General features: G+C 36.8%; 19 protein-coding genes. 17 read left to right on the forward strand and 2 right to left on the reverse strand.

Annotated elements, in window-relative coordinates; translation table 11 throughout:
* From V7L20_RS27525 to rfbD, 15 genes are all read left to right on the forward strand, one after another.
* On the forward strand, positions 1–977 hold a 977-nt coding region (locus V7L20_RS27525), incomplete at its 5' end, for a sulfotransferase domain-containing protein (RefSeq protein WP_334747121.1).
* A 31-nt stretch (positions 978–1,008) separates the two neighbouring features.
* Positions 1,009–1,989 (forward strand): GHMP family kinase ATP-binding protein, encoded by a 981-nt coding sequence (locus tag V7L20_RS27530; protein WP_334747122.1) that lies wholly within the window; start codon positions 1,009–1,011, stop codon positions 1,987–1,989.
* Between the two features lie 35 nt (positions 1,990–2,024).
* The gene (locus V7L20_RS27535; protein WP_334747123.1) at positions 2,025–3,350 is read left to right on the forward strand and encodes an FkbM family methyltransferase; all 1,326 of its coding nucleotides are present in this window, start codon (positions 2,025–2,027) and stop codon (positions 3,348–3,350) included.
* A 20-nt stretch (positions 3,351–3,370) separates the two neighbouring features.
* On the forward strand, positions 3,371–4,609 hold the full coding sequence (locus tag V7L20_RS27540; RefSeq protein WP_334747124.1) for a hypothetical protein: 1,239 nt from the start codon (positions 3,371–3,373) through the stop codon (positions 4,607–4,609).
* A 36-nt stretch (positions 4,610–4,645) separates the two neighbouring features.
* Positions 4,646–6,196: a glycosyltransferase family 4 protein gene (locus V7L20_RS27545; RefSeq protein WP_334747125.1), complete on the forward strand. Its 1,551-nt coding sequence runs from the start codon at positions 4,646–4,648 to the stop codon at positions 6,194–6,196.
* Between the two features lie 27 nt (positions 6,197–6,223).
* Positions 6,224–7,426, forward strand: coding sequence for a class I SAM-dependent methyltransferase (locus V7L20_RS27550; protein WP_334747126.1), 1,203 nt, complete (start codon positions 6,224–6,226; stop codon positions 7,424–7,426).
* Entirely contained in the window at positions 7,426–8,358 is a 933-nt protein-coding gene (locus V7L20_RS27555) for an NAD-dependent epimerase/dehydratase family protein (RefSeq protein ID WP_334747127.1), read from the forward strand. Before V7L20_RS27550 ends, V7L20_RS27555 begins: the two co-directional genes overlap by 1 nt.
* A 9-nt stretch (positions 8,359–8,367) precedes the next feature.
* Positions 8,368–8,940 carry a D-sedoheptulose 7-phosphate isomerase gene (gene gmhA / locus V7L20_RS27560; RefSeq protein ID WP_334747128.1) on the forward strand — a complete coding sequence of 191 codons (573 nt, stop codon included), beginning with the start codon at positions 8,368–8,370 and terminating at the stop codon, positions 8,938–8,940.
* Between the two features lie 65 nt (positions 8,941–9,005).
* The gene (locus V7L20_RS27565) at positions 9,006–9,575 is read left to right on the forward strand and encodes a D-glycero-alpha-D-manno-heptose-1,7-bisphosphate 7-phosphatase (protein ID WP_334747129.1); all 570 of its coding nucleotides are present in this window, start codon (positions 9,006–9,008) and stop codon (positions 9,573–9,575) included.
* A gap of 17 nt (positions 9,576–9,592) precedes the next feature.
* Positions 9,593–10,768: a hypothetical protein gene (locus V7L20_RS27570; protein ID WP_334747130.1), complete on the forward strand. Its 1,176-nt coding sequence runs from the start codon at positions 9,593–9,595 to the stop codon at positions 10,766–10,768.
* A gap of 7 nt (positions 10,769–10,775) precedes the next feature.
* Complete coding sequence (locus V7L20_RS27575) at positions 10,776–11,933, forward strand: glycosyltransferase family 4 protein (protein ID WP_334747131.1); 1,158 nt, start codon at positions 10,776–10,778, stop codon at positions 11,931–11,933.
* 5 nt (positions 11,934–11,938) lie between these two features.
* Positions 11,939–13,027, forward strand: a complete 1,089-nt coding sequence (locus tag V7L20_RS27580; protein ID WP_442943649.1) for a glycosyltransferase family 4 protein — start codon at positions 11,939–11,941, stop codon at positions 13,025–13,027.
* A gap of 80 nt (positions 13,028–13,107) precedes the next feature.
* Positions 13,108–14,184 carry a glucose-1-phosphate thymidylyltransferase gene (locus V7L20_RS27585; RefSeq protein ID WP_334747133.1) on the forward strand — a complete coding sequence of 359 codons (1,077 nt, stop codon included), beginning with the start codon at positions 13,108–13,110 and terminating at the stop codon, positions 14,182–14,184.
* Between the two features lie 120 nt (positions 14,185–14,304).
* Positions 14,305–14,850 carry a dTDP-4-dehydrorhamnose 3,5-epimerase gene (gene rfbC, locus V7L20_RS27590; RefSeq protein ID WP_334747134.1) on the forward strand — a complete coding sequence of 182 codons (546 nt, stop codon included), beginning with the start codon at positions 14,305–14,307 and terminating at the stop codon, positions 14,848–14,850.
* Positions 14,851–14,886: 36 nt separating this feature from the next.
* The gene (gene rfbD, locus V7L20_RS27595; RefSeq protein WP_334747135.1) at positions 14,887–15,807 is read left to right on the forward strand and encodes a dTDP-4-dehydrorhamnose reductase; all 921 of its coding nucleotides are present in this window, start codon (positions 14,887–14,889) and stop codon (positions 15,805–15,807) included.
* Between the two features lie 17 nt (positions 15,808–15,824).
* On the opposite strand, the gene V7L20_RS27600 is transcribed toward rfbD, so the two are convergent.
* Positions 15,825–16,559 (reverse strand): 2-phosphosulfolactate phosphatase family protein, encoded by a 735-nt coding sequence (locus V7L20_RS27600; RefSeq protein WP_334747136.1) that lies wholly within the window; start codon positions 16,557–16,559, stop codon positions 15,825–15,827.
* Between the two features lie 330 nt (positions 16,560–16,889).
* Here V7L20_RS27600 and V7L20_RS27605 point away from each other — a divergent pair, with 330 nt between their 5' ends.
* Positions 16,890–17,309 carry a BlaI/MecI/CopY family transcriptional regulator gene (locus V7L20_RS27605; RefSeq protein WP_334747137.1) on the forward strand — a complete coding sequence of 140 codons (420 nt, stop codon included), beginning with the start codon at positions 16,890–16,892 and terminating at the stop codon, positions 17,307–17,309.
* Positions 17,309–18,148 (forward strand): M56 family metallopeptidase, encoded by an 840-nt coding sequence (locus V7L20_RS27610; protein WP_334747146.1) that lies wholly within the window; start codon positions 17,309–17,311, stop codon positions 18,146–18,148. Before V7L20_RS27605 ends, V7L20_RS27610 begins: the two co-directional genes overlap by 1 nt.
* 108 nt (positions 18,149–18,256) lie before the next feature.
* Here the strand turns inward: V7L20_RS27610 and V7L20_RS27615 are convergent, their stop codons facing one another.
* Positions 18,257–18,556, reverse strand: a complete 300-nt coding sequence (locus V7L20_RS27615) for a hypothetical protein (RefSeq protein ID WP_334747138.1) — start codon at positions 18,554–18,556, stop codon at positions 18,257–18,259.
* Positions 18,557–18,590: the final 34 nt, after the last annotated feature.

The following is an 18,590-nucleotide window of genomic DNA, read 5'->3' on the forward strand; positions in this document are numbered from 1 at the left end:
ATCTTAAAAATCAGCAGATTAAAGAATTACAAAATACATTCCAAGAATCACAGAACCATCTAGTAAAGGAAATTGATCTTAAAAATCAGCAGATTGAAGAATTACAAAGTACATCACAAGAATTGCAAAACTGTTTAAAAATAATTCAAAACTTTAATCCCTTGATAAATAAAAATTTTTCAGTATTTATTTCAGATAACTATTATCCCCTTGCTTGGCATAAGAAAGGTCAAACATTACATAAAGTATTTATAGCTTCAATACCTAAATCAGGTACTTATCTTTATTCTTTACTACTTAAAAGCATGGGAGTAGAACAGACGAATATGCACTTATCGGAAATTGGTTTTTCTGATTATCGTTTTACCACTCCAAAGCAAGCCCGTGAAGATTATTTTAAATTAACTGTTAATATTCCATTAAATGAAAGTCTTAAATTGATTTCTCCAGGACAATTTGCAGTTGGTCATTTACCTTACTCTCAAAATGTAGTTGAACTGTTAAAAGATTTTAAAATTATTTTTGTTTATCGTGACTTAAGAGATGCTGTCGTCTCACACATGCATTTTTTTTCTCATCCTGGTCGTGGTCAACTAGATTCAGCCTGGAAATTGCGTGAAGATGGTCCAGAAAAATTACTAACATTTATGAAACTATATAAAGAAATGTTTTTAAATTTGTATATTCCTATGATTGATTGGGTAAATGAAAAAGATATATGCAAAGTATCATTTGAGGAATTATATGGTGATTATGGAGCAGAAGTGACTTATAAAACTATAGACAAAATAAAAGATTATTTAGAACTACCAGAAACCATAATTGATTATAAAGGTTTATTAACACAAGTTATGGGAGTTGAAACAACAACTTGGTCAGGACAGAGAACAAATAGAAACCTATATTGGAATAAAAAAGTATCTGAGTACTTTGTGGATTTAGGTCTTGATACTTGTAATCAGAGATTGGGTTATTAACGTGAAGTGTCTGATTTAGGTAACTGAAATTATGCTAATATCTCGCGCTCCTGTTCGTATTAGTTTTTTTGGCGGTGGCACTGACTATCCTGAATATTTTATTAAACATGGAGGTGCTGTATTAGCTACAGCGATCGATAAATTCTCTTATGTTACAGTCAGTCCTTTTCTCAGCCATTTATTTGACTATTCAATTCGAGTTTCTTATCGCCAAGTAGAATTAGTCAGAAAAGTAGAAGAAATAGAACATAAAGTTTATCGAGAATGTCTGAAGTTTTGTGGATTGGACAAAGATATTGAAGTCCATAATGTAGCTGACTTGCCAGCATTCACAGGCTTAGGTTCTTCTTCCGCATTTACAGTATCTCTCTTGCATGCACTCCATAGTTTTAAGGGTGAGTTCCTCAAGCCACTTGAATTGGCTTATGAGGCAATTTATGTAGAACGGCATTTGGTCAAAGATAAGGTAGGATGTCAAGATCAAGTTTTAGCTGCGGTTGGTGGTTTTAATTTGGTTGAGTTTAGGACAGAAGACCATATTACAGTCAGCCGTGTACCTATTTCTCCACAACGTTTACAGGAGTTTGAGCAGCATCTTTTTATTGTATTTACGGGTATTAGACGGAAGGCGGCTAACGTGGTTGAAAAGCAGTTACAGAAAGTGGGTGACAACACTGATATATTGAAGGAGATGCGATACATGGTTGATGATGGTTGGGATATTTTAACTGGAAATAGACCTTTAGCCGAATTCGGAGCATTAATGCATCGTGCATGGTTAGCCAAACGGAGTCTTGAGTGCGGAATTTCTAATCCTGAAATTGACAAAATCTATGATATGGGTATAAAAGCAGGTGCTTGGGGTGGTAAATTGTTAGGTGCTGGAGCAGGTGGGTTTATGCTATTTTTTGCACCAATTGATTTACATAAAAATTTGCAGCAAATTTTTATAAATCATCAAATATTAAATGTAAAACTTGATGCGCCCAGTTCACAAATAATTTTTTCTTAATTTAAATAAAAATATTAAAAATAACATTAATCTCTATGTTTTTATTAGTTTTATTAAAAAAAATACTTCCAATTTCTGTAAAATCATGGTGTAACAAATTTATCAAAATTATTCAAAACTACGATGAAATTAAAGCTAAAATGGCAGAGTTAGAAACTAAGATTGCGGAGTTCCAAGCTCAAATAAATTCAATTGATAAAAACGACGAAATTAAAGTTAAGATAGCAAACTTAGAAACTAACATTGCGGAATTCCAATTTGAAATAAATTCAATTAATAAAAAAGGTTTTCTACCTCTAACAATTAATCATTGGCAGGAGACAATAGTTTGTGAAAATGCAGTCAACTTAGCATTACGCGATCTTTGCAAGCCTGGTTCTGTTGTTTTTGATGTAGGTGCTCATGATGGCTCTTTGGCGCTTCTAATGTCCCGTTTAGTAGGCCCAAAAGGGTTAGTTTGTGCATTTGAAGCTAATCCTCAGATATTAGATCAATGTACTCAAAATCTAGTTCGTAACGGTTGTAACAATGTTCATATTATACATCGGTGCATTTGGCAAAACTCACATGATTCTTTAAAACTATACCAGTCATTAACATCTCCAGGTGCTTCTAGCCTGTATTATTTTGATACTGAACTTATGCCTTATGTAAGTGTTCCGACAATGGCACTTGATGATTTTATTAATGTTACAAGCTTAGAACCTGCTGTTATAAAAATGGATATTGAGGGTGCAGAGTTTGATGCTTTGAAAGGAATACAAGAATATATATTTAAAGGTAAACCTCATTTGATTTTAGAACAGCAGACTAGTGATGGGAGATGCATTGATTTTTTACGCGATAAAGGCTACCTTGCTATAGACTTAAATAATTATAACTTCCTAATTTCCAATAATAACTATCCAAAAAACACTCATATTCGTAATGTTCTTTTTATTCATGAATCTAAAATACAACAAACACCATATAGTATTGAGTTAAAATGTCAATTAATTAATAGCTATGGATTTGAATGTTTTACTGCTAAGAATGATAATAGTTTTTTCGACTGTGAGATAGAACTCGATCAAGGACGATATGCCTTTGACTTGGATTTTAAATCAGAACGTGAAGATAACATATTATATTTAGCTGTTTACGCCGACAACATACAAAAGTTAGTTTATTGTGAAAATGCCAAATGGCTGAGTGCTTCTTATCGAGACTTTATATTAGATTTAAGAAAATCAGGAAAAGTTAAGATAGAAATGAATTTTTTAAACAATACTCTTGATCCTAGTTTTTGTATAAATGGTATGTCTATATATAGAGTTTTGGGACACTCAGGCTCTCCAAAAAATCATTTTATTTTTGAATAATTATTATAATTTTATTTTTTATGAATAGACATGTTATTATAGCCGATCAATCTTTAGTTAACTATATGGGACATTCATTTGAATATGCCCACTCCATTGGTGCTTATGCACAAAGTATCTCTTGTAAAGTTACTATTTTAGCAAATAAGTTAGTTTCACAAAAGGTGATTAACGATATCAATGCAATTCCCTGCTTTCGATATGGGCTTGATCATAGTTTTGACTCTCCATTTTTTCGTGCTTTGCCTAACAATATTGGGAGAAAGCTTTTTACTGAATGGAACTATAGAAGTCATGCACAAACATTGTATCTCGATTTGTGTAATGCTGAAAAATTCATAGAAATAAATTCAGAATCAATAGTCATATTTCATACAATTCGTCATAATCAAATACTACCGATAATTAAGTGGGCAGAGCATATTCCTAAGTCCCAATGTCCGTGGTTTGTTCTGGTTTTTCATTTCACTGCTTATCCAAATTTTTCCCAGCCAAGTGAAACTGCTCAATTTTATCGCCGCGCCTTAAATTACTTAGAAAATAGTTCTGTGCGAGATAGGTTTTGCCTATTTACAGACAGCCACGAATTAGCTGATGAGTATCATAACTATACAAACATTCGTGTAAATGTTTTACCAATTCCCCATGCTACTCCCCTTGAAGTTTTAACTAATGTAAAGAACGTAAAAGATTCATCACTTCCTATCCGACTCACATATGTGGGGGATGCGAGAACTAACAAGGGGTTTCATTTGTTGCCATTTGTGTTTAACAAGTTAAAATCAGAATTTTATAACGGCAGTATAGAAGCTGAAGTTCAGGCTAATATTCGTACTTATAGTGAATGGGAAATTGCATTATCTATAAATCGAATGCGTCAATACAAGGGAGTTAAACTTTATGAAACAAACCTATCTTCAAATGACTATTATGGATTAATTGATAGAGCAGGTATCATACTTTTGCCTTATACATTAGACTACTATCACTCTCAGACATCAGGAATATTTTGTGAAGCTTTGGCTTATGGAAAACCAGTAATCGTACCTAGAGGATCGTGGATGGCTAAACAGCTAAAGGATAATGGTTCAGGGATAACTTTTATACCTGAAGATCGTCAAAGCTTATATGAAGCGATAATTGCTGCTATACGCCAGTATAAAGAATTAAAAACAGTTGCTTTGAAGCGCTCTTTGTTATGGCGGCAATTCCATTGCCCTTCAAAATATACCAGTATTATTATGAATAGTATTGTTTAGAAATATCCAATAAACACAGCACAAAAAAAGTTAATTATGAAAAAACGTATTGGGATTATGGCATCTAGTCTACAGAGTAGGTATCCAAGAGGAGTTCATCGAGTTGCTCGTAGCATAACAGAACGTTTAGCAATATCTGATGAGTACGATTTTATTTGTCTTACTAGCAGGTTAGTTAATCAGTATGAAATAACTTATAACTCATATAACCTTTCAGAATGGCTAAAATATAATCCCTTAAAAATAGAATTTTTCCAAAAAAGAGGGCTATTATATTTGCTTAAAAAAGGGATTAATAGGATAGCTACTTTATTATTGCCACCAATATTAATTGCTTTTTTTTATCTGCCTACTAAGCTATTAATCAAACAACTCTATAGTGTGTTTGTAAATAAAAAAGACTTTCCGAGCGTAAAAACAGCTTATTTAGACAAAATATTGTTAAATAATATTTTTTTGATAAATTTAGCAAAACTTTTAAAAAGCTTTATTAAAACAACTATAGTACTGTTATGCCCTCCAATATTTTTTCCTTTATTTGATTGGGTTTTTGGTTATGAGGAATATATATTAGAGAATGATAAATCCAATTTAAAAGGAGAAATGATTACTTTAAATGATTTAGATTTAGTGATTAGTTTTGAACTTTTTGAAGAAATTTGGGAGTTACCCATAGAAACATATTCGACAAAGTTTATTTGTTGGATGTATGATGCAATACCACTGCGAATTAATGAAGGTATATATTGGCAACCTGATAGATTTGCGAACTTTCTTAGCAAAGTTATGCTAAATGCAGATAAAATTATATGTATTTCTTCAAGTACTGAAAGAGATATAAAAACGTTTAAAAATGAATCTTTTAATAGTCAGACTAGGGTGATATATCTAGGTCATGATATTGAGAGATTTAGTAGACAATCTAATTCTGAGGAGATTGACAAAATCCTTATAGGACTTGGAATTGACATAAACACTCCTTACCTCATATGTTTAGGGGCAATTGAACCAAGAAAAAACATTGTTAATATACTTCGTGCTTGTATTCTACTCCGCACATCTGCACCTAATGTTAATTTTCAGTTAGTTATGGTGGGTCAAGAGGGTGGACAAACAGGTTTTTACCAACTTATTGAACAGGCTCGACAGTATATGCCAGTAACATATACTGGTTACACAAGTGATGAAGTTGTTGCAGCCTTATTATCTAGAGCGAAAGTTTTTCTCTATCCCTCACTCTGGGAAGGATTTGGGATTCCAATATTAGAAGCAATGACATCTGGAACAATAGTTGTTACCTCAGATGTTAGTTCTTTACCAGAAGTTTGTGGAAAACATGCAATTTACTGTGATCCTTATGCTCCACAAGATATAGCAAAAGCAATTCGTTACTGTCTGGAAATGCCTGTTGAAGAGATGAAAAAGATGGTGGAAGAGGCAAGAATTCATGCATCGCAATTTACTTGGGATAAAGCAACTGAGAAATTCATGGATATAGTTAGAGAAGAACTATTAGTTGTTAAAATGGACAGTACCCAAGCTAAGAGTCTAGAAATTAATCTGCCTTATCATGACAACAGGTTCTAGATAGTTATTATTGAGAGAGTATCTTTAATGCATTGTCGTGTTTGCGACTCAACCAACTTAGAATTCGCTATCAACCTGGGTTCCCAACCTTGGTGTAACCACTTCTTGAAATCAGAAGAAATTGGCAAAGAGCCTTTCTATCCGCTCCACGTCTTGTATTGTCATAACTGCGGTACAGTCCAGCTAGATTACACTGTTAAAAAAGAAATTATGTTTGGAGATCATACCTATCTATCCGGTGTGACTCGCTCTTTGAGTGAACATTTCAAAAATGTGGCTTATGAGGTAGATAGTCGCTTTTTTAAAGACACTCAAGGTAAATCTGTTCTTGACATTGGTTCTAATGATGGCACTCAACTTAAGCACTTTAAAGCTTTAGGTTATGATGTTCTTGGTGTTGAATCATCAAAAACTACTGCAAAGATAGCTAATGAAGCAGGGATAGTAACTCTCAATGATTTTTTCAACCTCGATATAGTTAAAAAGCTCGATCGCAAATTCCATATCATCAATGCTGCTGGTGTATTCTTCCATTTAGAAGAGCTACATTCAGTTACCGAAGGTATTCGTGAAGCTTTGCGGCATGATGGAGTTTTTGTTGTGCAGTTTCTCTACATGAAATGCATTATAGAGAATTTAGCGTTTGACCAAATTTACCACGAACATTTACTATACTACAATCTCAACACTATTGAAGTACTTTTAAACAGACATGGCTTATCCATGTTTGATGCTTACCTCTCACCAATTCACGGCGGTTCTATTATTGCTTATGTTACACACAAGGGCAAGAAAGAGCCAAGCGATCGCCTGCAAGCTATGCGTCAAGCAGAGATAGATGAAAAAAGTAACGAATTATCAACATACCTAGAATTTGCTCAACGAATTCAACAGATGAAGACTGAAAACCTTGTCTATTTGCAACAAGCTAAACAACAGGGTAAGCAAGTTTTTGGTTTTGGTGCGCCTGTCAAAGGCAACACAATGTTGAACTATTTTGGTGTGGGAACGGAGTATATTAATTGCCTGGTGGAAAAAAACGAACTGCGACGTGGACTTTACTCGCCAGGAATGCATATTCCTATAGTTATTGAAGGTGAGCTACAGGAATTGCCAGATATTTACTATGTGCTAGCCTGGAACTTTAAAAAAGAAATTTTGTCTAATAATCAACATTTAATTAAAAAAGGAGTAGAATTTTACTTTCCTGTCAATCCCAAGGACACTTAATGATGAAAATCCTTGTCACTGGTGCTACAGGCTTTCTTGGGACAATTCTTTGTTCGCAGTTGCAAGCTCAAGGCCATGAACTAGTCTGCTTAAACTCCAAAAACTGCGATCTCACTCAGCAAGATTCTCTATTGAAATTTAAGCAGGAAGTCTATGATCGCATATATCATCTAGCTGCTTGGACTCAAGCTGGTGACTTCTGCTTGTATCATCCTGGTGAGCAGTGGATTATCAACCAGCAAATTAATACTAATGTACTCACTTGGTGGCATAAGTATCAACCTCAAGCAAAGTTGATTAGTATGGGGACTAGTTGCGCTTACGCGCCCGACTTAGAATTAGTAGAAGAAAACTATCTGACAGGAATACCTATAGATAGTCTGTTTACTTACGCGATGACTAAGCGGATCTTGTATGCAGGACATCTGGCATTAAATAAACAATTTGGCTTGAAATACCTTTGCTTAGTTCCCTCAACACTATACGGCCCAGGCTATCACACAGATGGGCGACAGATGCATTTTATCTTTGACCTAATCCGCAAGATTATTCGCGCTAAACTTTATGGTGAACCCGTAATCCTTTGGGGAGACGGATATCAATCTAGAGAACTCGTTTTTGTTGATGATTTCGTCAACATTATGATTCAACTAGCAGACAGTGTAGATAATCAATTAATAAACATCGGTGCTGGTGAAGAGTTCACTATTAGACACTTTGCCAAGCTAATTTGTGAGAAAGTAGACTATGACTTTAACGCAATTAAATTTGACACTGAGCGCTATGTCGGTGCTAAATCTAAATGTTTAGCTGTTGGTAAACTTCAAGAATATATTCCTGATTTAACTTTGACGTCTCTAGAAGTTGGACTGACAAAAACAATTGAGTGGTTTGGGACGCAAAAAGAAAAACTGTTACCAGACAATAAGTGAGGAAAAACTTTGGATTACTGGGTTCAAGATAAACTTAAAGGTTTAAAAACCGCTTTTACACCAGAGTATTGCAAGGCAATAGATATAATAGTTAGTTTAATTGTAGAACGGTTTCAACAAGGGCAGACCTTGTTAATCTGTGGGAATGGAGGTTCGGCATCTGATGCACAACATATAGCTGCTGAGTTGATCGGACGCTTCCTGATCAATCGTAAAGGCTTACCAGCGATCGCTCTTGGCAGCAATCCAGCTATAATTACAGCTTGGACAAACGATCATGAGTTTGAAACTGTCTTCTCCCGACAAGTTGAATCTTTAGGTAAACCGGGAGATATCCTCTGGGGAATTTCCACCTCTGGCAAATCCAAAAATGTCATTCGCGCTTTAGAGACAGCTAAAAAGCTAGGAATTAGCACTATAGGAATGGTAGGTAATAGTGGAGGAATGACAAAACCTATTGTAGACTATCCTTTGTTTGTTGAGGAACAAAACACACCACTAATACAAGAAATCCATGTAATTACATACCATCGCATCTGCGAACAAGTGGAATCGCAGTTATTTGCAAAAACAGGTTGCTAAAATTTATTTTAATTGACCAAACAAACTTTAAAATAATTCTTTGTCTAAGTGGTAATTTGCAGTTTATGACAAGCAATAATTATTATTTTACTCATAAACCAAATAAAGCTTTATTTCTAGACAGAGACGGTGTTTTAATAGAATATGTTCCATATTTAAGCCATCCTAATCAGGTAAAAATTCCTGTGGGTACTGGTGAGACTTTAAAAAAGTGGCAGGATGCAGGATATTTACTAATTGTAATCACAAATCAATCTGGTGTTGGCAGAGGCTACTTTACTATGAGCGATGTTGAAGCAGTCCATACTCAGATGCGTCAAGAATATGAATGCTTCAATGTGGAGTTTCAAGACATTTTTATGTGTCCTCACCAACCATCTGACAACTGCAAATGTCGTAAGCCATCACCGCAGATGATATTTGAAGCTTCCGAAAAACATTTAGTAGAAATCTCCAATTCATTTTTTATTGGGGATGCTTTAAGTGATATAGAATGTGCTGTTAATGCTGGTTGTAATCCAATACTTTTACTAACAAGCAGAACAGAGGCTAAAACTAACACTCTATCTCATAACCAAGCTGCAATTAATATAGTTAATGAAGTAAAGGAAACAGTCCGACTAATTCCAGTTTAATGGATTTTTGAGCAAGCATGAATCAAAATGACGCGAGTCAGTCAATACCAATTTTGATTTCCATTATTCCCAATTTGATGGGAGGAGAAGGTCATATAATTCCATATCATGTTTCTGTCAGCAAAGCTGCCAACCTCCTTGGCTGGAAACATGTAGCTGCGGTAGCACCAGAACCAAAAATTGTTGATTTACCTGTTAACTGGCAGGCTTGTTTAAGTAGTGATAATTTAGAATTAAAAATCAACCCGATTATTAGGATATTTAAATATAACGATATTTATAAATTTGGATTTAGTATTGCAAAATATTTAGAAAAAAAAATATTACCTAATTCAAAATATAACATAATTTTTATAGAAAGATTTATTCATGTGCAACTTCTAGGATTACTAATTGCTTTATGTATAATACCTAAAGAAAATTTATCTGTTTGGCTACTTTACCGTAGAGACACTCACAAAGATAAAACTCGGAGTATTTACAAGGTATTAAACAAATTAATCAAAATAATTTTAAAATCTGGTAAATTTCATCTACTTACAGACAGTGAAAGTTTAAGCAAGTCACTATCCAATTACTTTAACGAACCAGTGACTGTAATGCCAATACCTCACACAGATTTTATAGATGTTAAAGCTGTTCCTTCTTTAACTAATGAAGTAATCTGTTGGTGGCCGGGAGCGCCACGAGCAGAGAAGGGATGGAATATCATAAAATCTTTGATCACTTCTGTGTCTGAAGAAGCAAAACAAATATGTGTGGTAGCTGCTAACACTTCTGAACTCTCACCCCTTTTTAATGGTGTTAGAGTTAAACTAATCCCCCATAATTTATCAAAATCAGATTATTTAAAATGGCTAAAAACTAGCAACATTATATTATTACCATACGATGCTGATGCATATAGTGAACGCACATCAGGTATCTTTACTGAATGCATTATAGCAGGTAAGATTCCTGTTGTCACAAAAGGAACTTGGATGGCTAGAGAGCTTTATAAGTATGGTATGGAAGAATTAATTATAGAATGGAACCAGCCTGACATAATTGTAAGTAAAATTATCAATTTATCAAAATCTTTAACAGTAAAAAAGAAAATAAAAGAAATCCATAAAGCTTATCAAAACTTTCATAGTGTAGAAAGTTATGCCCAACAAATGCAAACATTATTTGATGATTCATATAATTTATAAATAAAAAATGTTAACTATAGCAATTGATGCTACATCTTTAACAATCCAACCTAGTGGGATTGGATTATACGTTTATAATTTAATTTATACACTATACGCGCTACAAAATTCAGAAAATTTTCAAATGCGAATTGTATATCAACCTAGACTAAAAAATTGGTTAACGGGTAGATTAATCGCAACTAATCTTATCAATTTAGATACTCAAGTTTATACATTACCTGTTCCAGTTACTGTTTCTCATATTTTATCTAAGTTCCCTAATCCAATTATTTCTTATTACGAAAATTATTTAGGCTTTCCAGATATCATTCATGGCACGGATCATGTAGTATATCCCTGTGCTAAAAGCTTAAAAGTGATGACAATTCATGATCTGACTTATATAAAGTATCCTAATTTTGTTAACTGGATAGTTAGAAGTTATACAGATCGGATTAGGCAATGCTTAAAATGGACAGATTTAATTATAACTGTTTCCGAAAGTTCTAAAAAAGACATTATTGAATATTTAAAAGTTGAGCCAGAAAAAATATATGTTACTCCTCTAGCTAGTCGTTACAATCCTAATTACTTATCTGCTGAAAATATTCTGAATATAAAAAAGCAAGTTGAGCATGATTTTTCTCAACCATATCTACTTTTCGTTAGCACTATAGAACCGAGAAAAAATATCAATGCTGTGATTTTAGCTTTTAACTTTCTAAAGACAAAATATAAAATTGAGCATCAATTGGTATTGATTGGTAAAAAGGGATGGAAGTACGAACCAATATTCATGGCTATTGAGAATTCCCATTGGAAAAACCAAATTCATCATTTTGACTACTTATCTGATGAATTAGTAGCATTATTTTACTCAAGAGCTGATGTTTTCGTATATCCTTCTCATTATGAAGGGTTTGGTTTGCCTATATTGGAGGCAATGATGCTGGGTACACCTGTAGTCACATCTAATACTTCATCCATACCAGAGGTTACAGGAGATGCAGCTATACTAATTGATCCTAACGATCCTATACAACTAGCTGAAGCTATCTTGAAAGTAATTAGTGATTCTCAGTTACGGCAAGATTTAATTGAGAAAGGTAAAGCAAGAGCAAAATTATTTTCATGGGAAAGAACAGCAAAGGAAACTTTAAAGGCTTATAGAAGTATTCTTTAATGAAGATGGTAAATCATAAGTACTCTAATAGATTAATTATAAATTTATCCATTCTTTTTTCTCGTCCAACAGGCATAAGTAACTATGCCAAAAATATTTTTCCTTATTTAAAAACTCTTAACCCTACTTTATTAACTGCCGAAAGCTACTCCAAATTTAACTGTTACTCAGTTCCAGATAATTTGACTCCTGCTCAAGGTACAAAAGGTCATATTCGCCGTCTGTTTTGGACGCAATTTAAATTACCGCAAATCTATAAAAATCTTAAATCTAACCTCTTATTTTCCCCACTTCCAGAAGCTCCTCTGTATAGCAACTCTCGTTTTGTAGTAATGGTTCACGATTTTATCCCATTACGCTTTCCCAAACGCTTCTCTCCTTTGACACCATATCATCGCTACTACATTCCCCAAGTCATCACCCAAGCTGAACACGTTATCTGCAACTCCCAGTCCACTGCTAAAGACATCACTGATTTTTTCCAAATTCCCGCTAGCAAAATCACTCCGATTCCTTTAGCATACGATCGCACTCACTTCCATCATCTCAACCTCCCCACCCGCAATTACTTCCTATATATTGGTCGCCAAGACCCATACAAAAACATCCAGCGACTCATCAGTGCTTTTGCGGCCTTACCTAACTGCAAAGACTATGAACTGTGGTTAGTAGGGCCAATTGATTCGCGTTACACCCCTACTTTAAAAGTGCAAGTTGCAGAACTAGGTATAGCTAATCAAGTAAAGTTCCTAGACTATGTTTCTTACAGCGAATTGCCAAAAATCATCAATCAAGCGATCGCTCTGGTTTTCCCCAGTCTCTGGGAGGGTTTTGGTTTACCTGTCCTCGAAGCAATGGCTTGTGGTACTCCCGTCATTACCTCCAATCTCTCTTCGTTACCAGAAGTAGCTAGTGATGCGGCGATTTTAATCAATCCCTACAACACCGGAGAAATTACAGAAGCAATGCAGGCGATCGCTAACAATTCGGTATTGCGATCGCGCCTTTCTAGCCAAGGTATCGCTCACTCTCAACAATTTAGTTGGGAAAAAACCGGAAAAGCAACCGCCGAAGTTTTATCCCGTTATTTATGAAAGATAAACTTTGGATGCAAAGAGTTAAGATTTTGTCAAGATTTAAGATTATCTTGGCTAATAACTAATCCAAAATCCTTATGAAAGCACTAATTCTCTCTGGCGGTAAAGGTACACGCTTACGTCCCCTTACCTACAGTGGAGCAAAACAACTTGTACCAGTTGCTAATAAACCTGTTTTATGGTATGGCATTGAAGAAATGGTCGCTGCTGGTATTACTGATATTGGCATAATCATTAACCCGGAAACTGGAGCAGAAGTCCAAGAAAAAACCGGAAATGGAGAACACTTTGGAGCGAACATCACCTACATAATACAAGAACAGCCAGCCGGACTTGCTCATGCTGTCCAAGTCGCCTGTCCCTTTTTAGAAGATTCTCCCTTTGTCATGTACTTAGGCGATAATTTAATTCAATTAGGTGAGTTACGTTATTTTCTGCAAGAATTTAGTCAACAACAGCCAGATGCTTTGATTCTCTTACATTTGGTTGACAACCCTAGCGCCTTTGGTGTGGCTGAGGTTGATGAAAGAGGAAAAGTATTACAGTTAATTGAAAAACCTAAAGTTCCTCCTTCAAATTTGGCATTGGTAGGGGTTTATTTCTTTTCTCACCTCATCTTTGATGCGATCGCAAATATTCTACCTTCCAGCAGAGGTGAACTAGAAATTACTGATGCTATTCAATACCTAATTAATCAGGAAAAGCAAGTTTTAGCCTACAATCTGCAAGGTTGGTGGCTTGACACAGGTAAAAAAGATGACTTATTAGAAGCTAACCGATTGATTCTTGACACCTATTTAACAGCATCAGTTATTGGGGAAGTTGATAATCAAAGTCAGATTATTGGACGAGTCCAAATTGGTGAAAAATCTAAAGTAATTAACTGCACAATTCGGGGGCCAGTAGTGATTGGTAGCAATTGTTATTTAGAAAACTGCTTTATTGGCCCTTATAGTAGTATTGCTAACAATGCCACACTTATTGATACTGATTTAGAACACAGTGTCATTTTAGAAGGTGCAAAAATTGACGGAATTCATCAGCGTATTATTGATAGTGTGATTGGACAAAGGGCACAATTGAGTCTTGCACCTCGTCGCCCCAAAGCCTTACGATTTCTAATTGGTGATGACTGTCAAATTGAACTAACGTGATTTACTTATTAAAAACTAGAAAAGCCACAGTGAAAATCTTATTCTAATACCTGTAAAATACAACAAGTATTAAATTACTCTCACAATTAACACTGTGGCGGGTTACTCAAAATAATCTTGATGAGCATTGTACATAGCAAAATACCCGAAGTTATACAACTTGAACCCCAAGTATTTGAGGATGATCGCGGTTTGTTTTTTGAAGCCTACAACCATCAAAAATTTGCTCAAGATACAGGTATTTTTGCTAACTTCGTCCAAGATAACCATTCTTACTCCAAACAAAACGTCCTACGTGGATTGCACTATCAAATCCAACAACCCCAAGGTAAACTCATTCGTGCTATTGTTGGCACAATTTTTGACGTAGCCGTAGATATTAGAAAAAGTTCGCCTACCTTCGGTAAGTGGGTAAGTTATGAACTCAGTGCTAAAAACAAACGCCTAGTATGGATACCGCCAGGCTTTGCTCACGGCTTTCTCGTGCTTTCAGAAATAGCTGAAGTTCTCTACAAAACTACAGATTACTATGCACCCCAAGACGATCGCACAATTCTATGGAACGATCCAGATTTAGCTATAGACTGGCCTTTGAGTGCGCCACCGATTTTATCAGCTAAAGACCAAGCCGGGAAACCTTTAAGAACTGCTGAAGTATTTGATTAAGCTTGATGATTGTCTTAAGCTCAAAAACTAAGTAGGATGAGTAAATCAATTTTGCTGATTGGTAGTAACGGTCAAGTGGGTAAGGAACTGCAACAAATACTCCCATCCTATGGCGATATTATCTCAGTAGAACGCCCAACAGTAGACCTTGCCCAACCTGATACCCTCCGCAAGGTTATCAGATCAAAACAGCCGCAAATCATCATTAATGCTGCTGCTTATACTGCTGTAGACAAAGCCGAAAGCGAACCGGAACTTGCTAGCGCGATTAATGCGATCGCACCCCTAATTATTGCTCAAGAAAGCCAAAAATTAGGAGCTTTACTAATTCATATTTCGACCGATTATGTTTTTGATGGTAATGGGTATCGCCCTTACCAGGAAAGCGATCCAACTAATCCTTTAAGTGTTTATGGTAAAACCAAACTTGCTGGAGAAAAAGCTATTCAAGAAACTTGCGCTTATCACCTCATCCTACGTACTGCTTGGGTTTATGGAACCTTTGGCAAAAATAACTTTGTCAAAACCATGCTCCGACTAGGTGCAGAACGCCAAGAAATCCGTGTCGTCACAGATCAAATAGGTAGCCCAACTTGGGCGCAAGATATAGCTACAGTCATAGCCCAAATGATTCCCCAGTTAACCTTAAAAATTAGTGGTAGTTATCACTACACTAATAGCGGCATTGCTAGCTGGTATGACTTTGCCGTTGCAATTTTTGAAGAAGCACAACAGCTAGGCTTCCCTTTGAAAGTTGAACGTATTATCCCCATTACAACTGCTGAATATCCCACACCAGCCCGTCGCCCTGCTTATTCTGTCCTTGCTTGTGGAAAAATTTCAGCAATTTTAGGGACTTATCCCCCCCATTGGCGACAAAGACTTCGACAAATGCTTCAAGATTGGGTATTGGGTACTGGTGATTGGAGATTGGGGATTGGGAAAACTCTTCTTTAATCCCCAGTCCCCAGTCCCTATCTCCTTTTCAAAACTCCCATTTCATGTTGTATGGGCAAAACATTCAAAATATCAGTCTGGGAACAATATTTTAAATCTTCGTGACAGTCAAGACGCAACAATCGTTGGCCGTGACTAGCTTGGTGAAGTAATCCCAATAAATTATCTTGCCATTGAGAGTAAAGAGCGATCGCACTAATTACTTCATCGTTACCAGCTAGGTCTTCTGGTGACAACGTGGTTTGCTGTAAAATACTATGAGCGATCGCACCTGCACAAACTGTATCCTCTAAAGAAAAACTGCCTTCCCAACCGGAACCGACAATCCACACTGTCTCAGGTTGCTTCTCCAGCAGAAATTGTACCACCGCCCCTCGGTTAATTAAGGCTGCTGCTAATAGATTTGGGGAGTCTTGTACCCGTTGTAAGGCACGAGTGCCATTGGTGGTACTGATAAACAAGCGACGCCCTTGGACTAATTCTGGTGTGCAGTCGAGGGGAGAGTTACCCAACTCAAAACCAGCTACTTTCGCGCCACCGCGTTCTCCAGCCCGCAGACGTTTTTGGGCAGGCCATTTTTCGCTAACTTCAATTAATTGATCTAAATCGCTGAATACTTGTACAGCTTCGCCTCCAGCTGCCAAAACTGTCGCAATTGTGCTAGTGGCTCGCAAGACATCGACTGCGATCGCACATTCTGGCGCTTTATCCGTTGGAGTCAGTTCAGGAGTGTGGTATACGAATAACTTCACGGGCTGGATATACCTGCTTTAATACTACTGTCGCAAATAACATTCTACCTAGTTGGTGTCACTAAGCTATAGTCACAATTGTTCCCAAACCACTTTATAACATCAAAATGCACGCTGTAACCCATTCAAGACATAAATACTGAAAAAGTCGATTTTTATGCTTTTAGACTTTCAGATTTGCTGCACTATCCTGTAATCTAAAACAAGAACAGACTCTCTAAAACCGTATTTGGCATTCTAAGTTAGCACCACTACGCATCCTGACTAAAGTTGCCAAATAGAAACTAAAAATTTTACCTCCATTTTGCTCATCCCAAATCGAAAATCGCTATGGCACCTTTACCTGACTACCGCCCTAAACAACTATCTTTAGGCCCGTTGGAAGCAGAAATTTTAAATATCATCTGGGAACTTGGTTCAGTCACAGTCAAGGATGTACACGATCGTATCCTTGCCGATCCCAACCGCGAATTAGCGTATACTTCTGTCACTACTGTTTTACGTCGCCTCACTGATAAAGGTTGGCTAGCCTGCGACAAAAAAGAGCGGGCATTCTATTGGCGGCCATTGCTAAGTAAGCAGCAATCAGAAGTCATCAAAGCTCACGAGCAGTTACAGCGATTTCTAGCAGTAGGGAACCCCGATGTTATTGCAGCCTTTGCCGATAGCTTAGATGAAGCAGCTAGTGAGCAAATAGCTGCGATCGCCAAACGTATTCAATCTGCACGCCAAGCCAGGGAGGAAAAATGATGCATCTAATAATGATTTTGAATGCTTTGGCAGTTGCCTGGTGGTTAAGATCCTCTTGGAATCAACCCCAAGGCAATTGGAGTCGGCGGTGGCAGCGATCACTATTTTTGTTCCTCTTCCCGCCCTTGCTAATTTTCATGACTGCGATCGCTGTGCTGTTCATGGGGCCTCAAGGACAAATGGGCGGAATGTATACAGGCTCAATTAGCTATTTACTAGCATTAATTTATCTGGCATTTTTTGCCATTTCATGCATTAAACTTGCTTTCCAAGGTTGGCAATCTGTAGAATCTGCCCGTAACTGCCCCTTAGTAAATGTTGGCGATAGACCAGCTAGACTGCTGCAAACGGGGGCACTGTTCGCAGGTCAAATCGGTTTTTGGCAACCAGAACTAGTGGTTAGCCAAGGATTAGTGCAAACTCTTTCACCTGCTCATTTAGAAAGCGTCTTAGCCCATGAGCAAGGGCATCACTATTACAGGGATACGTTCTGGTTTTTTTGGTTGGGTTGGGTGCGTTCTTGCACTGCATGGTTGCCGAATACAGAGTCTTTATGGGAAGAACTTTTAGCTTTGCGCGAACTCCGTGCCGACTGTTATGCAGCATTACAGGTAGACCCTCTGGTGCTAGCAGAATCACTTTTATTAGTGGTTAGTAGCAGCCCCGTCTTATCGGAAATTTGCTGTGCTGCATTAGGTTCCTCTGGTGCAGATCGCTTAGAACAAAGAGTGGAAGCTTTATTAGCACCATCAGAAGCAACCCCAGAAGCTCAATTACAATCCTGGCATGGCTTTCTGTTAGCTTTTCTACCTTTAGTAAGTGTGATGTTTCATAGTTAAGTTGGATTTATAGCAGGGAACAGGCAATAGGTAATAGACAACAGGCTTGAAAGTGTCTTGATGCCGGAGTTTTACGATCAGTTTATGTTCTAAACTATATTTCAACTGCTATAAAAAGCCACTACAGCCCAAAGCTGCGACGGTAGCGACTTCTGCTTTCCCTGTAGTAACTTCTGTCTTGACGTTTCCGTGTTTCGCGCAACCTGTAGCAACTTCTGCTTTGCCTGTAGCAACTTCTGCTTTGACGTTTCCGTGTTTCGCGCAACCTGTAGCAACTTCTGCTTTGACGTTTCCGTGTTTCGCGCAGCCTGTAGCAAGTTCCGTCATGACTGTAGCAACATCGGTTATGTCTGTAGCGATGTCGGTTGCGACGATAACGATGAAAACTTTGTTCTCCCCTAGACCCATGTTTTTAAAAGTGGGTAAACTCTTCGCTTAGGGA

It is taken from the genome of Nostoc sp. (assembly GCF_036916735.1).
GTDB lineage: Bacteria > Cyanobacteriota > Cyanobacteriia > Cyanobacteriales > Nostocaceae > Nostoc.